The sequence below is a fragment of the Rhodoferax sp. GW821-FHT07G04 genome (assembly GCF_059418585.1).
In genome coordinates, this window is record NZ_JBWKQD010000002.1 from 358,618 (window position 1) to 374,988 (window position 16,371).

At 63.5% G+C, this 16,371-nt stretch carries 19 protein-coding genes; 11 read left to right on the plus strand and 8 right to left on the minus strand.

The window, feature by feature from the left end; genetic code table 11:
* Nucleotides 1-83: 83 nt before the first annotated feature.
* The 3 genes from AC07OO_RS10840 to xdhC form a co-directional block, all read right to left on the minus strand.
* On the minus strand, nucleotides 84-470 hold the full coding sequence (locus tag AC07OO_RS10840) for a VOC family protein (RefSeq protein WP_495082116.1): 387 nt from the start codon (nucleotides 468-470) through the stop codon (nucleotides 84-86).
* Nucleotides 471-503: 33 nt separating this feature from the next.
* Nucleotides 504-899 carry a hypothetical protein gene (locus AC07OO_RS10845; RefSeq protein WP_495082117.1) on the minus strand — a complete coding sequence of 132 codons (396 nt, stop codon included), beginning with the start codon at nucleotides 897-899 and terminating at the stop codon, nucleotides 504-506.
* A gap of 147 nt (nucleotides 900-1,046) precedes the next feature.
* Nucleotides 1,047-1,859 (minus strand): xanthine dehydrogenase accessory protein XdhC, encoded by an 813-nt coding sequence (gene xdhC, locus AC07OO_RS10850; RefSeq protein ID WP_495082118.1) that lies wholly within the window; start codon nucleotides 1,857-1,859, stop codon nucleotides 1,047-1,049.
* A 276-nt stretch (nucleotides 1,860-2,135) separates the two neighbouring features.
* Here xdhC and AC07OO_RS10855 point away from each other — a divergent pair, with 276 nt between their 5' ends.
* The 6 genes from AC07OO_RS10855 (at nucleotide 2,136) to AC07OO_RS10880 (ending at nucleotide 7,662) form a co-directional block, all read left to right on the plus strand.
* Nucleotides 2,136-2,495: a hypothetical protein gene (locus tag AC07OO_RS10855; protein ID WP_495082119.1), complete on the plus strand. Its 360-nt coding sequence runs from the start codon at nucleotides 2,136-2,138 to the stop codon at nucleotides 2,493-2,495.
* 186 nt (nucleotides 2,496-2,681) lie between these two features.
* Nucleotides 2,682-3,344, plus strand: coding sequence for a hypothetical protein (locus AC07OO_RS10860; RefSeq protein ID WP_495082120.1), 663 nt, complete (start codon nucleotides 2,682-2,684; stop codon nucleotides 3,342-3,344).
* Nucleotides 3,341-4,042, plus strand: a complete 702-nt coding sequence (locus AC07OO_RS10865; protein WP_495082121.1) for an ABC transporter ATP-binding protein — start codon at nucleotides 3,341-3,343, stop codon at nucleotides 4,040-4,042. The genes AC07OO_RS10860 and AC07OO_RS10865 overlap by 4 nt, the downstream gene beginning before the upstream one ends.
* A complete protein-coding gene (locus tag AC07OO_RS10870) occupies nucleotides 4,039-5,346 on the plus strand; it encodes an ABC transporter permease (protein ID WP_495082122.1) in 1,308 nt (435 codons plus the stop codon). The genes AC07OO_RS10865 and AC07OO_RS10870 overlap by 4 nt, the downstream gene beginning before the upstream one ends.
* A 284-nt stretch (nucleotides 5,347-5,630) precedes the next feature.
* The gene (locus AC07OO_RS10875; RefSeq protein ID WP_495082123.1) at nucleotides 5,631-6,377 is read left to right on the plus strand and encodes an outer membrane lipoprotein-sorting protein; all 747 of its coding nucleotides are present in this window, start codon (nucleotides 5,631-5,633) and stop codon (nucleotides 6,375-6,377) included.
* Between the two features lie 7 nt (nucleotides 6,378-6,384).
* Nucleotides 6,385-7,662, plus strand: a complete 1,278-nt coding sequence (locus tag AC07OO_RS10880) for a hypothetical protein (protein ID WP_495082124.1) — start codon at nucleotides 6,385-6,387, stop codon at nucleotides 7,660-7,662.
* Between the two features lie 4 nt (nucleotides 7,663-7,666).
* Here AC07OO_RS10880 and AC07OO_RS10885 read toward each other — a convergent pair whose 3' ends face one another.
* The 3 genes from AC07OO_RS10885 to AC07OO_RS10895 all read right to left on the minus strand — a co-directional run bounded on the left by AC07OO_RS10885 (nucleotide 7,667) and on the right by AC07OO_RS10895 (nucleotide 10,373).
* Nucleotides 7,667-8,182 (minus strand): Crp/Fnr family transcriptional regulator, encoded by a 516-nt coding sequence (locus tag AC07OO_RS10885; protein WP_495082125.1) that lies wholly within the window; start codon nucleotides 8,180-8,182, stop codon nucleotides 7,667-7,669.
* Between the two features lie 147 nt (nucleotides 8,183-8,329).
* Complete coding sequence (locus AC07OO_RS10890) at nucleotides 8,330-9,379, minus strand: response regulator (RefSeq protein WP_495082126.1); 1,050 nt, start codon at nucleotides 9,377-9,379, stop codon at nucleotides 8,330-8,332.
* A gap of 37 nt (nucleotides 9,380-9,416) precedes the next feature.
* Entirely contained in the window at nucleotides 9,417-10,373 is a 957-nt protein-coding gene (locus AC07OO_RS10895; protein ID WP_495082127.1) for a LysR substrate-binding domain-containing protein, read from the minus strand.
* Between the two features lie 98 nt (nucleotides 10,374-10,471).
* On the opposite strand from AC07OO_RS10895, the gene AC07OO_RS10900 reads away from it, so the two are divergent.
* Nucleotides 10,472-10,759, plus strand: coding sequence for a hypothetical protein (locus AC07OO_RS10900; RefSeq protein ID WP_495082128.1), 288 nt, complete (start codon nucleotides 10,472-10,474; stop codon nucleotides 10,757-10,759).
* A gap of 38 nt (nucleotides 10,760-10,797) precedes the next feature.
* On the opposite strand, the gene AC07OO_RS10905 is transcribed toward AC07OO_RS10900, so the two are convergent.
* Both AC07OO_RS10905 and uraH read right to left on the minus strand, forming a co-directional pair.
* Nucleotides 10,798-11,115 (minus strand): hypothetical protein, encoded by a 318-nt coding sequence (locus AC07OO_RS10905; protein WP_495082129.1) that lies wholly within the window; start codon nucleotides 11,113-11,115, stop codon nucleotides 10,798-10,800.
* Nucleotides 11,116-11,244: 129 nt separating this feature from the next.
* Nucleotides 11,245-11,598, minus strand: a complete 354-nt coding sequence (uraH, locus tag AC07OO_RS10910; RefSeq protein ID WP_495082130.1) for a hydroxyisourate hydrolase — start codon at nucleotides 11,596-11,598, stop codon at nucleotides 11,245-11,247.
* Between the two features lie 79 nt (nucleotides 11,599-11,677).
* Here uraH and AC07OO_RS10915 point away from each other — a divergent pair, with 79 nt between their 5' ends.
* From AC07OO_RS10915 to AC07OO_RS10930, 4 genes are read left to right on the plus strand one after another with little or no spacing between them, the layout of a single operon-like run.
* Nucleotides 11,678-12,322, plus strand: coding sequence for a GntR family transcriptional regulator (locus AC07OO_RS10915; RefSeq protein ID WP_495082131.1), 645 nt, complete (start codon nucleotides 11,678-11,680; stop codon nucleotides 12,320-12,322).
* Nucleotides 12,319-13,269 (plus strand): allantoinase PuuE, encoded by a 951-nt coding sequence (gene puuE, locus AC07OO_RS10920; RefSeq protein ID WP_495082132.1) that lies wholly within the window; start codon nucleotides 12,319-12,321, stop codon nucleotides 13,267-13,269. Before AC07OO_RS10915 ends, puuE begins: the two co-directional genes overlap by 4 nt.
* A 19-nt stretch (nucleotides 13,270-13,288) precedes the next feature.
* Nucleotides 13,289-15,100 carry a 2-oxo-4-hydroxy-4-carboxy-5-ureidoimidazoline decarboxylase gene (gene uraD / locus AC07OO_RS10925; protein ID WP_495082133.1) on the plus strand — a complete coding sequence of 604 codons (1,812 nt, stop codon included), beginning with the start codon at nucleotides 13,289-13,291 and terminating at the stop codon, nucleotides 15,098-15,100.
* Nucleotides 15,101-15,134: 34 nt separating this feature from the next.
* Nucleotides 15,135-16,358: a M20 family metallopeptidase gene (locus tag AC07OO_RS10930; protein WP_495082134.1), complete on the plus strand. Its 1,224-nt coding sequence runs from the start codon at nucleotides 15,135-15,137 to the stop codon at nucleotides 16,356-16,358.
* Nucleotides 16,359-16,371 lie beyond the last annotated feature (13 nt).

Consider the following 16,371-nt stretch of genomic DNA (forward strand, 5'->3'; position numbering starts at 1 on the left):
GCCTGGCCCGCACGGGCAGGCCATGCGGGGAGAAGCCGGCTATTGTGCGACTGTCGGCAGCAGCCCGTGTTGCAGTGGGGCGATTACTGTCCGGCGGGTGGCTGCCACAGCTCCACCTTGTTGCCCTCGGGATCGATGACCCAGCCAAACTTGCCGTATTCCGAGTCGTCCCGCTTGTCCAGCACCTGGCAGCCCTCGTCCCGCAGGGCTTGCAGCAATGCGTCCAGGTCATCAACGCGGTAGTTGACCATGAAGGGGGATGTGCTCGGCGCGAAGGCCTCACCATCCGCAACACCGATGGACCATGCGGTTGTGCCGCCGACCGGTTTGCCGTCTGCATCCGCCCAGCGAAATGCAACACCACCCCAGCTTTGGACATTGATACCGAGATGGCGCTTGTACCAAGCCTGCAAGGCGGGCGCATCCTTGGCCGTGAAGAAGATGCCGCCTATGCCTGTCACGCGTTTCATGGAGTCCTCTCTTCCTTTCTTATCTCTGCCCTGTTAAACAGCGATCTCGTCCTCGCGGGCCAAGTAGAACAAACTGCAATCCAGGGCGGCGAGCAACTGCAGTTCGTCCCGAGAAAACTCCTCATTGCACGGCCCCATCAGGATGCGGTGCATGTGCAATACAAAGCGGGTTGCACCAGCTGCCCGCAGGGTGTCCACCAGGGCGCGCAGGTGCAGCAGGGCCGCGGCCAGCACACTCTCGCGTTCACCCTGCGGGGTGTCTTTGGGGACTTCATACAGGGCACTGCCGAACGCAGCCACCTGGCCCCGGCTCCCACCAAATGTGGCAACGGTGCCCGGCTCGAAGGCATGCAAAAAGCTGATCCCCGTGTCGACAGGCCGGAAGCCCGCACCGGTTGCTTGAAAGTACAGTTTGCGCCAGTGGTCCATTGCTTTTTGCTTCCTGCTCAGAGCAAAACGCGCCCTGTAAATGGCTTGTGAGCCATATGGATGGAATGCCTGCGCCAACGGCGCAGGCAGGGCACCCACTATAGCCGCGCTGCGCAATAGGTCTGAGCAACGGCAGGCCCAGGGCTTTTATGTCGTTGTGGTGTACACGCTTTGCAAGAGCTGGGCGGCCACCGCCACTGCGATAACTTCAGGCTCCTTGCCGCTGATGCCGGGCACACCTATGGGGCAGGTGATGTGGGCCAGTTCCGCCGGGGTACAGCCCCGCGCTTCCAAGCGCCTGCGAAACGAGGCCCACTTGGTCTTGCTGCCGATCAGGCCCACATAGGGCAGATCGCCATGGGCGCGCTGGCGCGCCAGGCAAGCAGTCACCACGTCCAAATCCTCGGCATGGCTGAAACTCATGATCAGCACGCGCGAGCCACTGGGCAGATCTGCTACAGCGGCATGCACGGGGTCGGAATGCTCGCACTGCACATTGGCCGGCAACTCGGCAGGGAAAATTTCGTCGCGGCTGTCTACCCAGGTCAGCGCCACCGGCAAGCGCGCGAGCACCTGCACCACGGCGCGGCCCACATGGCCGCCGCCAAACAGTGCAATGGGCACATGGTGCTGGGTCAGCCGCTGACGCAGCCCAGCCACGTCGGCCGCACCAAGCCTTTCAAAATGTAAAACCATTTCGCCACCGCAACACTGGCCCAAGTTGGGGCCCAGCGCATAGCGCACCACAGCGTCACCACTACCCTGCTGCAACAACCGACGGGCATGGGCTATCGCATCGAACTCCAGGCGCCCTCCCCCTACAGTTGCCACGGTGTCGTTGGCGAACACGGCCATCCAGGTACCCACCTCACGCGGTGCGGAACCGCGTGTGGATTGCACGGTGACCAGTACCCCGGCCTCGTGGCCCAGGCGGTCCAGCAAGACCGGTAGCAAGCTCACATTCAGATACCTTTTTCACAGTTTGTGCGCAGACGTCCACGACACAATGGACGTTAAGCAGTAGCGAAGAGTATGCATCCGCCTGCCCGCCCACCACAGTCAGAATCCATAACCATGCTATTCAAAAAGTTATATCGCGTTGGTCTGTGTAGCAGCTTAGGTAGCCTACTATTGGCGGCCTGTACCAACCCGCCCCCATCGGCGCCACCCAGCAGCACCACGCAAGCGCCCGCCAAGGCGCCCAACACCCCCACCGCACGCCCGACAACACCTCCAGTGAGCAGCAATACGAAAATTTCTGATGCGCAGACACCGCGCGAATACCGCCGCGACGGTGCCTCGCACCTGTACACCGTCCATGCCAAGCGCATCTACCCCGGCAAGATGCCCCCGCTGCTGCATGCCATTGGCGTGCTGCAGGTAGACATCAACGCCCACGGCGGTATCACCGGTATGCACTGGATGCGGGCACCCAGCCACGCACCCGAGGTGGTGGCAGAGATTGAGCGCTCGGTGCGCGCCGCAGCCCCCTTCCCCGCCCCGGTGAAGATGGGCCGCGTGACCTACACCGACACCTGGCTGTGGGACAAGAGCGGACGCTTCCAGCTCGACACACTGACCGAAGGCCAGTTGTAAGCCACATTCCGGCGAAGTGAGGGGCGGCGCCCCCTCCCCCGCAGCGGCGAAGCGTGGGGGCCCAATACTTTCGCGAAGCCCGGCAGCATTTCGCGCCGCTGGCGGTCATTTCGTCTCAAACCGGCTGCGTCCGGTGCGATGGATTCAGACACTGCACTCCTCAATCAATTTTGCTAGGAGTCAGCCATGCAGCAGCGCACCACCACCCTTATCCGCAATCTTCGCCACTTCGCCCTGGCCGCCAGCGTGGCCTGCCTGGGCCTCGCAGCCATCGCCGCGCCTGAGGCGCAATTCCAGACCGCCTTCCAGCAATTCATGCAAGCCAGCGCAGGGGACACAGCCGCCATTGAACAGGCGGCAGAGGCCTTCTCGGGCCTGCTCAAGGGTGAACCGGCCAACCCGGTCCTGATGGCCTACGCCGGCGCATCCACAGCCATGAAGGCATCGACCACGATGATGCCGTGGAAGAAGATGTCGTTTGCCGAAGATGGTCTCGCCCAATTGGACAAGGCCCTGGCCATGCTCAACCCCAGCCACGACGCACCGGTGCAACGCGGAACCCCCGGCGTGCTGGAAGTGAAGTATGTGGCCGCCAACACCTTTCTGGCCGTGCCCGGCTTCATGAACCGCAAGGAACGCGGCACCAAGCTGCTGGGCGAGGTCGTCAACAGCCCGCTGTTTGCGACAGCACCCCTGGGCTTTAAGGGCGCGGTCTGGCTGAAGGCCGCCGGCGAGGCCAGCAAGGCCAACAACACGGCGGAAGCCAAGCGCTACCTGGATCTGATCGTGGACCAGCAAGCGCCCCAGGCCGCCAAAGCCCAGGCGATGTTGAAGGGTCTGTCGTCATGAGCACAGCCACCCAAAACAACGGCAGCAGCCAGCCGGTGATCGCGATGCACGGCGTACACAAGACCTACCGCTTGGGCCAGCACGTGATCCCCGCGCTGCAAGGCGTGGACCTGAGCGTGCAACGCGGCGAGCTGCTGGCACTGACCGGCCCCTCGGGCAGCGGCAAGAGCACCATCCTCAACCTGTGTGGCTTGATCGACACAGCCGACTCCGGCGACATCGCACTGGGCGGCCAGTCCATCAACGGTCTGGACGAAAACCAGCGCACGCTGCTGCGCCGCGACGCCCTGGGCTTTGTGTTCCAGAGCTTCAACCTGGTGCCGGTGATGACCGTGGCCGAGAACGTGGACTACCCGCTGTTCCTGACCGGCGTGCCTGCCGCCGAGCGCCGTGAACGCGTGGCCGCACAACTGGCCGCTGTGGGTCTGCAAGACCACGCGCACCACCGCCCCGACGCCCTATCGGGCGGCCAGCGCCAGCGCGTGGCGATTGCCCGCGCACTGATCAAACGCCCCCGCTTGGTGATTGCCGACGAGCCCACGGCCAGCCTGGACTCGCACACCGCCGACCAGGTGCTGGACCTGATGCGTGAACGCGGCCACGCCGAGGGCGCAGCCTTTGTCATCGCCACGCACGACAGCCGATTGACCAACCGCTGCGACCGCGTAGTGGCCCTTTTGGACGGGAGAATCCAATGAAGACTGACGTACCCCCAAGCTCGCCCGCAATGCGCGCGCCCCTTCCCCCTGCAAAGGCAGCTGTAACCCTGGGACGGCCCGTCGGCCAAACCTATACGTGGCTGAAGTTCGCCGTACAAAACACGCTGCGCAACCGGCGCCGCTCGCTGGTGACGGTGTCGATAGCGGCACTGGGCACGGCGGCCATTTTGCTGGCCGGCGGCTTTGCGCTCTACACCTACCAGGCCCTGGCCCAGGCGGCGGCACGCAATACCGGTCACCTGATACTGGGCACGCAAGCCCACTTCACACAAGACGAAGACACGCCGCTGCAGCATGGCATGGACAACGTCGCCGAACTGCGCACCGCTTTGCTGGCCGACCCCGCAGTGCGCCAGGTGCTGCCCAAGGTGGAGTTCAGCGGCCTGATCAGCAATGGCGACAAGTCCACCATCATGTTGGCCGCCGGTGTGGACCCGGATGGCGAGTTCGCCGTCAAGGGCCCCTTCCTGACAATGACGGCCGGTAGCGTACTGGTCTCGGGCAGCACCGAGGCGGAAATCATGCTGGGCGAAGGTTTGGCCCGCAGCTTGAAGGCCACGCCCGGCAGCGGCCTGACCCTGCTGGCCAGCACGACGGACGGCGCGATGAACGCGATGGATGTGCGCGTCAAAGGCATCTTCTCCACCGGCGTGCCCGATATCGACAAGCGCCTGGTCTACACCGACATCGTGACCGCGCAGAAGCTGTTGGTGACCCAGCGTGTGTCCAGCCTGGGCATCTTCCTGGACCGCATGGAATCCACCGGCCCGGTGCAGCAACGCCTGGCCGCGCAGTTCCCGCAAATGACGGTGCAGACGTGGATGGACCAGGCCTTCTTCTACAAGTCGGTGCGTGATCTGTACAACCGCATCTTTGGTGCGCTGGGGCTGATCATTGGCGTCATCGTCGTGTTCGTGGTGACCAATGCCATGGCCATGGCCATCATCGAGCGCACCCGCGAGATCGGCACGCTGCGCGCCATGGGCACGCTGCCCGGCCAGCTATTGCGCACGCTGGCCTTGGAGGGCATGGTGCTGGGCGGTGTGGGGGCTCTGGCTGGTGCAGCCCTTTCGCTAGGCATCTCGCTGATGCTGTATGTGGTGCCGGTCACCATGCCACCGCCACCGGGGCGTTCGGTGGGGTATCCGCTGAACATTGCGATTGATCCGCTGATGTATGTGGCGACGCTGGTTGCGATGGTGTTGCTCACCATGCTGGCTTCTAGCTGGGTGGCTCGAAAGACGGTGCATATGCCGGTGGTGGATGCGCTAGCCCACACCTGAACTTCCGACTTCCAACTACCTGGGATCCTTGCCCCCACTCCCCCCAAGCCCCCTCGCCCCGCCGGGCGAGGGGGAGCTAAAGCGGACAGCCGATTTGGTTACTGCCAAGCAGTAAAGCTTCTACGACTCAACTGCCTACTTCTAATAGACGCTCTATTTTTGATAGCTACATATTCATATTCGACGAGGGCTACATCATGTTTTCTCAAATACCAACTCTGTCTCAAGTCACCCAAAACGAAACACCTTCGCGTCGAAACGGCCTCACTTCTCGGCGCGGTCAAATGTGGCTGCTGGGTGCCCTGACCCTGGCCCTCCAATTCGGAGCAGCCCACGCCGAAGACATCACGCCGCTGCTCAAAGACGCCGACCGCTACCGCATGAGCGCCGAAGATCTGCAGGTCGACACCCAGGTCACGGTGCTTAACACCGACGGCAGCCAGGACAAGGAGCGCCGCTACACGGTATTCGCCCAATCCGACCGCAAGTCGCTGGTGCTGATGCAAAGCCCTGTGGAGAAAGGCCAGAAGGTGCTGATGCTGGCCGACGATTTCTGGCTGCTGATGCCCAACACCCAACGTCCCATGCGCATCACGCCCATGCAGAAGTTGCTGGGTGATGCCTCCACCGGCGACATCGCGACCATGCGTTGGGCCGGCGACTACACCGGCACCGTCGTGGGTGAAGAGCCCTGCGCGCCAGACAGCAACAGCAAGGCCACCTGCCTGCACCTGAGCATGCAAGCCAACCGCAAGGGCGTGACCTACCAACGCATTGAGTTGTGGATTGGCAAGCCCCGCCACGAGCCGGTGCGTGCCGATCTGTTTGTGCAATCCGACAAGCTGGCCAAGCAGGCCCGCTTTGTGATGGACAAGCCCTCTTCCCCCACTATCGTTGCCGAGATGGTGCTGACCGACCAGTTGAGCAACAAGAAGGAGACCCACATCAAGTACCTGGCCCGCAAGGAACGCACGGTATCGGCCGAGTGGCTCAACCCCATGTTCCTGGCTCGCAACCCGTCCTTGGAGTAAATCCAGTATGGCCACCGCTTTCCTTTCGCTGGGCACATGGACCCGGCTGTGCGCAGTGCTGGGGACCAGCGCCCTGCTGTCGGTCGGCGCGAATGCCGAGGGTGTCGATCTGTCTGGACAATTGCGTGCCTATGGCTTTGACCGCCAGGCAGCGGACACCGGCCCCTTGGCCCAGGCCAACCGACTGCAAAGCGGCACGGCGGCCACCACGCCGTCCGTCGCTGGCGTGCAGGCGGAGCTGCGCGCCGGCGGTGCGATTGAGGGCATCACACTGAACGCCATCGCCACGGTGCAGGCCCGCAGCCTGCAAGGCAGCGGCAATGACAGCGATGGCTGGATCAACGAAGCCTTTGCATCCGGCAAGGCGCTAGGCTGGCAGTGGAGTGCGGGCAAGAAGGTGGTGTCGTGGGATGTGGGCTATGGCTTCAGGCCTAACGATGTGGTGCAGCAGGAGGTGCGGCGCACACTGGCGGCCGAGGCCTTGACCGGCCGGCCCTTGTTAATGGCTGAACACTTTGATGCCGATACGGCTTGGTCCCTGGTCTGGGTCAACCCGGCGGAACCACAGGCCAATACCGGAGCACAAGAGACCGCGTTGGCAGCCCGCGTGTACCGGCGCGACGGCGCCGTGGACTGGCATGGCTTTGCCCGCCAAGGCGAGCACACGGGCACCAGCATCGGTGCAGCCGTGGCCTGGGTGGCCAGCGATGCGATTGAGTTGCATGCCTCGGTGCGGGCTTACCAGCATGTGGACAGCAACGTCAGCACCAATACCGGCGCTGGCCTCTCCACGGCCAACCCCTGGCAAGCTACGCTGACCGGCGCGGGACAGCAGATCCTGGTGGGCGGCACCTGGACCAACGAGGCCCAGGTCAGCCTGCTGCTGGAGGCCTGGCACGACGACACCGCACTGAGCGACGCCCAGTGGTCCAACTGGACCGCACGCAACCAGGCCCTGCCGCTGTGGCTGACCCGGCGCGTGCCCGCCAGCGCTGTGGCTGGCAATCTCGCGTGGCAGGCCAATGCCTTTGGCGTATCCAGCAGCCTACGCCAAGATAACATCTTTGCGCGCCTGAGCTGGCAGCATGACCGTTGGCAACCGGCGCTGGATGTGCTGTACACGCCAGCGGACCAGGCGGCCATGGTCACGGCTTCTGTGCTGTGGTCAGGTGAACGCCTCAAGCTGGAAGCCGGCTTGCGCGCCCACTACGGACCCGACGATGCCGTGCTGCGCCAACTGCCGGTGCAGCGCCAGGCTTATGTGGTGGCGACCTGGGCCTTCTGATCAATCACAGCACCGTCACCCGCTTGCTCAAGTCCATCATGCGTGTGGCCAGCAGCGTGCCCAGCGCCATGCTGACGGCCAAGGCCACATTGGCGTTGTTGTGCGACAGACGCTCGAACTCTTCGGGCGTCAGCATCCAGACCTTGCAGTCGCTATAGGCCGAGACCGCAGCGAGGCGGGGTTGGTGGGAGAAGAAACTGCCCTCACCTACGACGCTGCCCGGCCCCACAATGGCCAAGTGAATGATGCCCTTGTCAGTGTGCATGTCCACCTTCAAATCGCCAGATTCCACAAAGAACAGCTTGCGGTCCAGCTCGCCCTGGCCTATCAGCAGCTCACCCCGCAGGTGCTTGACCGGGCGTATGTAGTCGGCCAGCACGCGCCAGCGGTACAGCTCCAGAAACTTCCGCAGCCCGCCGGCCTCGGTGTTGCGCGCCACGGCGGCAATCAGGGCGGTGACATCGGGCGGGTTCGATGACAGTGTGGTGGTCGTGGGTGCAGCAGGACTGGAGATGGTCATGGCAGTCTTTCAGGGGCGCAACAGGTGCGCAGACACTGCCATCTTGCCCCCTATGGCAGCAAATTGCAACCGACCACGAATCAGCCCTCGGCCGGTATGGCGCCCACGCAAAGCGCCGGAAAAAAGGCCGTTGAAAAAGGCCGTTGCTCAGGCCGCCACGCGCTGGCCGGCACGGGCCAATGCAGCATCTTGCAGCGCCAGGTTGGCCAGGGTCACGGCGGCCTGGGCAGCCAGGGCTTCCACCAGAGCCACGAGTTCCTGGGGGAAGGCGATGACCGCACCGGTGGCGGGGTCCAGCTTGTTGATGAACTGCAGTACGCCCAGTACATCGCCGCCGCGGGGTATCAGCGGCACGGTCAGTGTGGAAACGGTTTTGTAGCCGCTGGCTTCGTCAAAACCGCGGGTGCCGCTGAGGTCGAACCGCGTCTCCTCGTAGACGTTGTCGATGCGCAGAGAGCGCTTGTTCACCGCGCACCAGGTGGACGCAAAGCGCTCGTTGGGCAGGCCGGTCGCGTCGTAAAGGGGTATCTCGCGCTCGGCCAAATCGTCATCCCGGGTGCGCATGCTGAAGCGCAAGGTGTTCCGATCGGTGCGCAGGTAGAGCGTGGCTGCGTCGCAGTGCAGCAGGCGCCGGCCTTCATACAGGGTGTGGCGAATCAGCAGCGTGCGGTCCTTCGTTGCCGACATCAGCAGCCCGTTTTCGATCAGCATGTTGAGCTTGGCCGTGCGGGCCTGCACCTCGCGCTCCAAATTGTTCTGGATGTCTTGGCTGGTCTTGTAGATGTCGCGGATGGTCAGCAGGTTGCGCACGCGCAAGGCCACATCGATGGGGTCTATGGGGCGCACCACATGGTCGTTGGCACCAGCCAGCAAGCCCGCATTGCACAGCTCGGCCAGGCCGTCGTCGCTTATGGCCAGGATAGGCAGTTCGGCGGCGGAGAAGGTCTCGCGTATCAGGTAGATGGCCTTCAGCCCGTCCAGGTGGGGCATACGCAGATCCACCAGCATGGCGTCAAACGGGGTCGCGCTCAACGTGGTCAGCAGGTGGCGCGGGTCGGTGATCGCGGTCACAGCCCGGTAGCCCATGCCTTCGAGCAGGTTGACAACACTGGCCACGTCAACTGGAGAGTCGTTGAAGACCAGGATGCGGCAGTGGGCGTGTTCAGGTGTGGCGGTGTATTTCTTCTTGGTCAGCACGTGCGGAGTCCCTGTGTGGCGCTATACCCCTGCATTGTCAGGCTTTCCGGCGGGGCTTGCGTGCGGGTTTTGTCACAGATACCTCGACTTGTTGCAGGCTGCGCCGCATCTGCTGTGCGGATTCCTGCAACTCGTCACGCATCCAATCGCGCAGTGCGCGCATCGGCGGCCAGTCGGTCAACTCCGGCGGGTGGACCAGCCAATAGGTGTCGGAGCCCGGTTCGCTGAGGGCCAGTGGCGACAAGCGTACCAAGCGGCCATCACGCACCGCATCGGCCGCCACCAGTTCGCGGCACAGCGCGACGCCCATGCCCTGCTCCGCAGCCTGCACCAGCATGCCCATGTCACTGAACACGGCCACCGGGTTGGTGTGGCCGGGGTGCCCCGCCAATGCAAACCAGCGGTCCCAGCGGTCGGCGTGACCCAGCAAGGGCTCTTGCGCCAGTACCGCGGGTGTGCAACCGGCCAGGCGCCGTGCCAGCGTGGGGCAGGCGACCACGATCAATGGGGTGTCGATCAGGCAGGTGCCCTCCAAACCTCGCCAGTCTCCACGGCCCTGACGCATGGCGGCGTGGAAGCCATCGCGCTTGAGGTCCATCACCTGGTGCGAGGTGTGGATCTCGATGTTGATGTCGGGATGGCGCTCGCGCCAGCGGGGTATGCGGGGCAGCAGCCAATGCTGGGCAAAGGACGGCAGCATGGTGATGCGCAGACGGTGTTCAGTGCCAGTGGCGTTGGTGGCGGCATGCACCGCTTCATCCAACTGTGCCAGCGCCGATTCCACGGCCGTCAACAGCACGGTTCCCGCGGCGTTCAGCACCACGCGCCGGCCACGCCGGTCGAACAATTCAAAGCCCAGTTGCTCTTCCAGCAGGCGGATCTGCTGGCTGATGGCACTGTGGGTCAGGTGCAGTTGCTCGGCTGCCGCCCGCAAATTGGAACGCTGCGCCACCGCGCGGAAGGTAGGCAGGGTCTGTAGCGGGATGCGGCTCATGACTGGTAAGTATATCTAACCAAACTGCACAGAAATGACCGATATACACGCCAAAGTTGGATAGATATGCTACCCAGATCGTCACCAAGGAGTTCACCATGACCACTACCTGCACACACCCCTGCGCCGTTGTGAACCACGACCGCCCCCCGCTGCGTTTGCCGGCATTCAATGTCTGGCATGGACTGGCCAGCCTGGGGGCCTGGGCCTCCCATTGGGTCCACACGCAGCGGGCCACGCGGCGCGAAACCCAGGCGCTGCGCAATATGGACGCGCACCAATTGCAAGACATTGGCGCGCCCTACTGGTTGCAACAGCGCGCACAGTCACACCAGGCGCTGGAATGCTATGAACACTTCAAGGCGATATCGCGCCTGAAGTACTAGGGCACGACGGGGCCGGGGTCCGCGAGGGCCCCTAGTGATCAGTCGCCCCAGTCAGCGTATTTTTCGCAGAGCTTGTTGATCTTCTTGCCCCGGGGGCTATCGGCCAGCTTGGCGAGGTTGCCCTTGAAGTCATCCGGGGTTTCGTTCCACATGCAGGTGCAAAACGCCTGCACCTTGGTTTGTCCCTTTATAGGGCTCTTCTCGTTGCCACCTTCCCAGCCCAGCTTTCCGGCATAAACAATGCACTGCTTGTACTGCGGGTCGCCCGCGGGAACCTCGTTGTATTCCTCGGCAGCAAACGCGGAGCCGGCTGAACCAAAGCACAGCGCGGCGGCAACGAACAACAAACGTTTCATGGCAAGTGTCCTTCCTTGGGTGGGTGGATCGGAACCGGGAGCCGGCCCTGCGGCAGGCTGGCAAATGGTAGTCGTCCCACCCGCGGCTGGCAAGGAAAAGAGAGGGGTCAGCCCCAAGGGACCTTGGTCTCAGGAGCCGCGGTAGGTCGAATAGCTCCACGGACTGACCAGCAGGGGCACGTGGTAATGCTGGTCTGCATGGGCCACGCCAAAGTCCAGCGCCACCCGGTTCAAGAAGTTGGGCTCGGGCAGCGCCACGCCTTGGGCCTTGAAGTACGCCGCCACATCAAACACCAGCCGGTAGGTGCCGGCGCGCAGGCTGGCATGGTCGTACAGCATGCCGTCGGGGTTGCGGCCGTCCGCATTCAAGACAAATGATTTGACCAGCGTGGCCTCTTCGCCCCGCGTGGTGTACAGCGCCACCTGCATGCCGGCAGCGGGTGTGCCATGCATGGTGTCCAGTACGTGTGTGCTCAAGCCCATAACGGCATCCTTGTGGTTGGTAATCCAGTCGATACCGCAAAGTGTATACACTTTTTGGATTTGCCGCTATGATGACCGCATGGACTCCACAACTACCGGCTTCATCGTCGAAACGCTGACCCGCTCCATCATCGAGCACCGGCTGCAACCGGGCGCCAAACTCGTGGAGCAGACGCTGGCCGACCAGTTTGGCGTGTCGCGCACGCTGATACGCCAGGCCCTGTTCAAGCTGTCGCAAAACCGACTGATCCGCATGGAACCGGCCCGTGGCGCCTTTGTGGCGGCACCGTCGATCCCCGAGGCGCAGCAGGTATTTGCCGTGCGCCGCATGCTGGAGGCTGGCATGACCCAGGCCTTTGTGCGCCAGGCCACCCAGGCCCACCTGGATGCGCTGAAAGACCACATCGCCGAGGAAGAGGCCGCCGTGATGCGCGGCGACGTGCCGGGCCGTACCTCACTGCTGGGCGACTTCCACGTGCGCATGGCGCAGTTGATGGGCAACGAGGTGCTGGCCCATCTGTTGATGGACTTGCTGTCGCGCTGCGCGCTGATCACGCTGATGTACCAAAGCGCCGGCGCCGCCGAGCACTCGCACGAAGAACACCGCGAGATCGTGGAAGCGCTGCAGGCGCGCGACGAGGCCCTGGCCCTGCGGCTGATGGACGAGCACCTGCAGCACGTGGAAGCCTCGCTGACGCTGGCACCTACAACATCCGCACCATGAAACACTACGACTCCACCGCAGCCTACCCCCGCGACCTAGTGGGCTATGGCAAAGATGTACCCCACGCGCAATGGCCCAACGGCGCTCGCATCGCGGTGCAGTTTGTGCTGAATTACGAAGAAGGCGGCGAGAACGCGGTGCTGCATGGCGACGCGGGTTCGGAACAATTTCTGTCCGAGATGTTCAACCCCGCCAGCTACCCCGAGCGCCACATCAGCATGGAGGGCATCTACGAATACGGCTCGCGTGCCGGCGTGTGGCGCATCCTGCGCGAGTTTGAGCAGCGTGGCCTGCCGCTGACCGTGTTTGGCGTCGGCATGGCGCTACAACGCCACCCCGAACTGACCGCCGCCTTTGTGGAACTGGGCCACGAGATCGCCTGCCACGGCTGGCGCTGGATCCACTACCAAAACATCGACGAAGCCACCGAGCGCGAGCACATGCAGCTGGGCATGGCGGCCATTGAAAAGCTCACCGGCAACCGCGCCCTGGGCTGGTACACCGGCCGCGACAGCCCCCGCACGCGCCGCCTGGTGGCCGACTACGGCGGCTTTGAATACGACAGCGACTACTACGGGGACGACCTGCCCTTCTGGATGCAAGTGCAAAAGAGTGATGGCACGGTAGTGCCGCAGTTGATCGTGCCCTACACGCTGGACTGCAACGATATGCGTTTTGCGTTGCCACAAGGCTACTCACACGCCGACCCGTTCTTCCAGTACCTGAAGGACACCTTTGACGTGCTGTATGCCGAGGGGGACCCGGCGGGCCATAACCGCCCGGCCATGATGAGCATTGGTATGCACTGCCGGCTGTTGGGCCGGCCCGGACGCATCACTGCGCTGCAACGCTTTCTGGACCATATCGGTCAACACGCCAACGTCTGGGTGGCACGCCGCGTGGACATTGCACGGCACTGGAAAGCCACCCATCCCTTCACTGAATAAATAAATAGATAGAGACTTCATGGCACTGACTCTTTCCCAACTGAACCAGGCCCCGCTGGACGAGGCCACCCAGTGGCTGGCGGGCCTGTACGAACACTCCCCGTGGATTCCGCAGGCTGCGTTGGCCCAGCGCCCCTTCGCCAGCCTGGCCCAACTCAAGTACGCGATGGTCGGCGTGCTGAACGCCGCCGGCATAGACCCCCAGTTGGCGCTGATACGCGCCCACCCGGAGTTGGCTGGCAAGGCCATGGTGGACAAGAGCCTCACCGCCGAGTCCACCAACGAGCAAAGCAAAGCGGGCCTGACCCACTGCACGCCGCAAGAGTTTGAAAAAATTCAGCAGCTCAACCGCGACTACAACAGCCGCTTTGGCTTCCCTTTCATCCTGGCAGTGCGCGGTCCGCGCGGCACGGGCCTCTCCAAGGCCGAGATCATCGCCACCTTTGAGCGGCGGCTGCAAGGCCACCCGGAATTTGAGCGCCAGGAGTGTTTGCGCAACATCCACCGCATCGCCGAGATCCGCCTGAACGACCTGTTTGGCTACACGCCCGAACTGGGCAATACGGTCTGGGACTGGCAAGAGGCCTTGGCCCAACATACCGACCCCGGTTATGCCGAACTCGGCCAGCTTACCGTCACCTACCTGACCGACGCCCACCGCGCTTGCGCCCAACGCATCAGCATGGACATGCGCCACGCAGGCTGCGACACGGTGCATATCGACGCCGTCGGCAATGTGGTCGGATGTTATAAAAAAGATAGCGTAATAGGTCCATCCAACGAGGGCTATGGCCAAATTCACCATAAGGCATTGCTGACCGGCAGCCATTACGACACCGTGCGCAACGGCGGCAAATACGACGGCCGCCTGGGCATCTATGTGCCGCTGGCCTGCGTGCAGATGCTGTCCCAGGCCGGCAAGCGCCTGCCCTTCGATCTGGAGATCGTCGCCTTTGCCGAAGAAGAAGGCCAGCGCTACAAGGCCACCTTTTTGGGCTCCGGGGCGCTGACCGGTGACTTCAACCCCGCCTGGCTGGACCAGGTGGATGTGGACGGCATCACCATGCGCAGCGCCATGCAGCACGCCGGCCTGTGTGTGGACGACATCCCCAGCCTGAAACGCAATGCCGACGACTACCAGGGCTTCATCGAGGTGCATATCGAGCAAGGCCCTGTCCTCAACGAGCTGGACATTCCGCTGGGTATCGTCACCTCCATCAACGCCGGTGTGCGTTACCAGTGCGAGGTGGTCGGCATGGCCAGCCACGCCGGCACCACACCCATGGACCGCCGGCGCGATGCGGCGGCAGCCGTGGCTGAGCTGATGCTGTTTGTCGAACGCCGGGCTGCCGCCGATGGCGACTCGGTCGGTACGGTGGGCATGCTGCAGGTACCCAATGGCTCCATCAATGTAGTGCCGGGCCGCTGCCTGTTTTCACTGGACCTGCGCGCGCCCAACAACGCGCAGCGTGACCGCCTGATCGCCGATGTGCTGGCCGAACTGGCCGCCATCTGCACCCGACGCGGCGTGCACCACAGCGTGCTGGAGACCATGCGCGCCAGCGCCGCACCCAGTGCGCCCGAATGGCAAACCCGCTGGGAAAAGGCTGTGTCTCTGCTGGGCGTGCCGCTATACCGCATGCCCAGTGGCGCTGGCCACGACGCAATGAAGCTGCACGAAATCATGCCCCAGGCCATGCTGTTTGTGCGTGGCCTGAACTCCGGCATCAGCCATAACCCGCTGGAATCCTCCACCAACGACGACATGCAACTGGCGATCGACGCCTTTGCCCATTTGCTGGCCGACCTCGCCCAATCGCCCGCGGACTGAACCCAGTCGCCCCCTTTCCAACACGACCCACAGTATGAACACCTACGAACAACTCGACGCCTGGATAGACGCCCACTTTGACGAGCAAGTCCGCTTCTTGCAAGAATTGATACGCGTGCCCACCGACACGCCCCCGGGCAACAACGCACCGCACGCCGAACGCGCTGCCGAGTTGCTGCACGGCTTTGGCTTGGATGCCGAAAAGCACGCCGTGCCCGAAGCCGAAGTGCGTGCGGCCGGGCTGGAAACCATCACCAACCTCGTCGTGCGCCGCAAATACGGGGCAGGCACCACCGTGCTGCTGAATGCCCACGGCGACGTGGTGCCGCCCGGCGAGGGCTGGACCAAGAACCCCTATGGCGGCGAGATTGAAGACGGCAAGATCTACGGCCGCGCCGCAGCGGTCAGCAAGTGCGACTTCTCTACCTACACCTTTGCCGTGCGCGCACTGGAAGCCGTGGCCAAGCCGACCAAGGGCAGCGTGGAACTGCTGTTCACTTACGACGAAGAGTTTGGCGGCGAAGTCGGCCCGGCCTGGCTGCTGCAACACAAGATCGTCAAACCCGACCTGATGGTGGCGGCCGGCTTCAGCTACCAGGTGGTCACCGCGCACAACGGCTGCCTGCAGATGGAAGTGACCGTGCACGGCAAGATGGCGCACGCCGCCATCCCCTCAACCGGCGTGGACGCACTGCAGGCCGCCAACCGCATCCTGACGGCGCTGTATGAACAAAACACGCTGTACAAGAGCATCACATCCAAGGTCGAGGGCATCACCCACCCCTACCTGAACATCGGCACGATTGAAGGCGGCACCAACACCAATGTGGTGCCCGGGCGCGTCAGCTTCAAGCTGGACCGCCGCATGATCCCTGAAGAGAACCCCACCACCGTAGAGGCCGCGCTACGCCAGCTGATACAGGACACCGCGACTACCCTGCCCGGCATCACGGTAGACGTCAAACGCATCCTGTTGGCACGGGCCTTGCAACCCTTGCCTGGCAACCGTCCGCTGGTGGACGCGATCCAAAAGCATGGGGAGCAAGTATTCGGAGAACCCATTCCCGCGCTGGGCACACCGCTGTACACCGATGTGCGCCTGTTCTGCGAGGCCGGCATCCCTGGTGTGATCTACGGCGCCGGCCCGCGTACGGTGCTGGAGTCGCACGCCAAGCGGGCGGACGAACGGTTGGACCTGGAAGACCTGCGCCGCGCCACCAAGGTGATCGCGCGCACGCTGAACGACTTGCTAACTTGATACTTTGCGGGAC

Bases quoted from the DNA above. Each gene is read 5' to 3' on its own strand.
- AC07OO_RS10840 (WP_495082116.1), bottom strand. From the start codon at position 470: ATGAAACGCGTGACAGGCATAGGCGGCATCTTCTTCACGGCCAAGGAT.
- AC07OO_RS10845 (WP_495082117.1), bottom strand. From the start codon at position 899: ATGGACCACTGGCGCAAACTGTACTTTCAAGCAACCGGTGCGGGCTTC.
- AC07OO_RS10860 (WP_495082120.1), top strand. From the start codon at position 2,682: ATGCAGCAGCGCACCACCACCCTTATCCGCAATCTTCGCCACTTCGCC.
- AC07OO_RS10865 (WP_495082121.1), top strand. From the start codon at position 3,341: ATGAGCACAGCCACCCAAAACAACGGCAGCAGCCAGCCGGTGATCGCG.
- AC07OO_RS10870 (WP_495082122.1), top strand. From the start codon at position 4,039: ATGAAGACTGACGTACCCCCAAGCTCGCCCGCAATGCGCGCGCCCCTT.
- AC07OO_RS10875 (WP_495082123.1), top strand. From the start codon at position 5,631: ATGTGGCTGCTGGGTGCCCTGACCCTGGCCCTCCAATTCGGAGCAGCC.
- AC07OO_RS10880 (WP_495082124.1), top strand. From the start codon at position 6,385: ATGGCCACCGCTTTCCTTTCGCTGGGCACATGGACCCGGCTGTGCGCA.
- AC07OO_RS10885 (WP_495082125.1), bottom strand. From the start codon at position 8,182: ATGACCATCTCCAGTCCTGCTGCACCCACGACCACCACACTGTCATCG.
- AC07OO_RS10895 (WP_495082127.1), bottom strand. From the start codon at position 10,373: ATGAGCCGCATCCCGCTACAGACCCTGCCTACCTTCCGCGCGGTGGCG.
- AC07OO_RS10900 (WP_495082128.1), top strand. From the start codon at position 10,472: ATGACCACTACCTGCACACACCCCTGCGCCGTTGTGAACCACGACCGC.
- AC07OO_RS10905 (WP_495082129.1), bottom strand. From the start codon at position 11,115: ATGAAACGTTTGTTGTTCGTTGCCGCCGCGCTGTGCTTTGGTTCAGCC.
- uraH (WP_495082130.1), bottom strand. From the start codon at position 11,598: ATGGGCTTGAGCACACACGTACTGGACACCATGCATGGCACACCCGCT.
- AC07OO_RS10915 (WP_495082131.1), top strand. From the start codon at position 11,678: ATGGACTCCACAACTACCGGCTTCATCGTCGAAACGCTGACCCGCTCC.
- puuE (WP_495082132.1), top strand. From the start codon at position 12,319: ATGAAACACTACGACTCCACCGCAGCCTACCCCCGCGACCTAGTGGGC.
- uraD (WP_495082133.1), top strand. From the start codon at position 13,289: ATGGCACTGACTCTTTCCCAACTGAACCAGGCCCCGCTGGACGAGGCC.
- AC07OO_RS10930 (WP_495082134.1), top strand. From the start codon at position 15,135: ATGAACACCTACGAACAACTCGACGCCTGGATAGACGCCCACTTTGAC.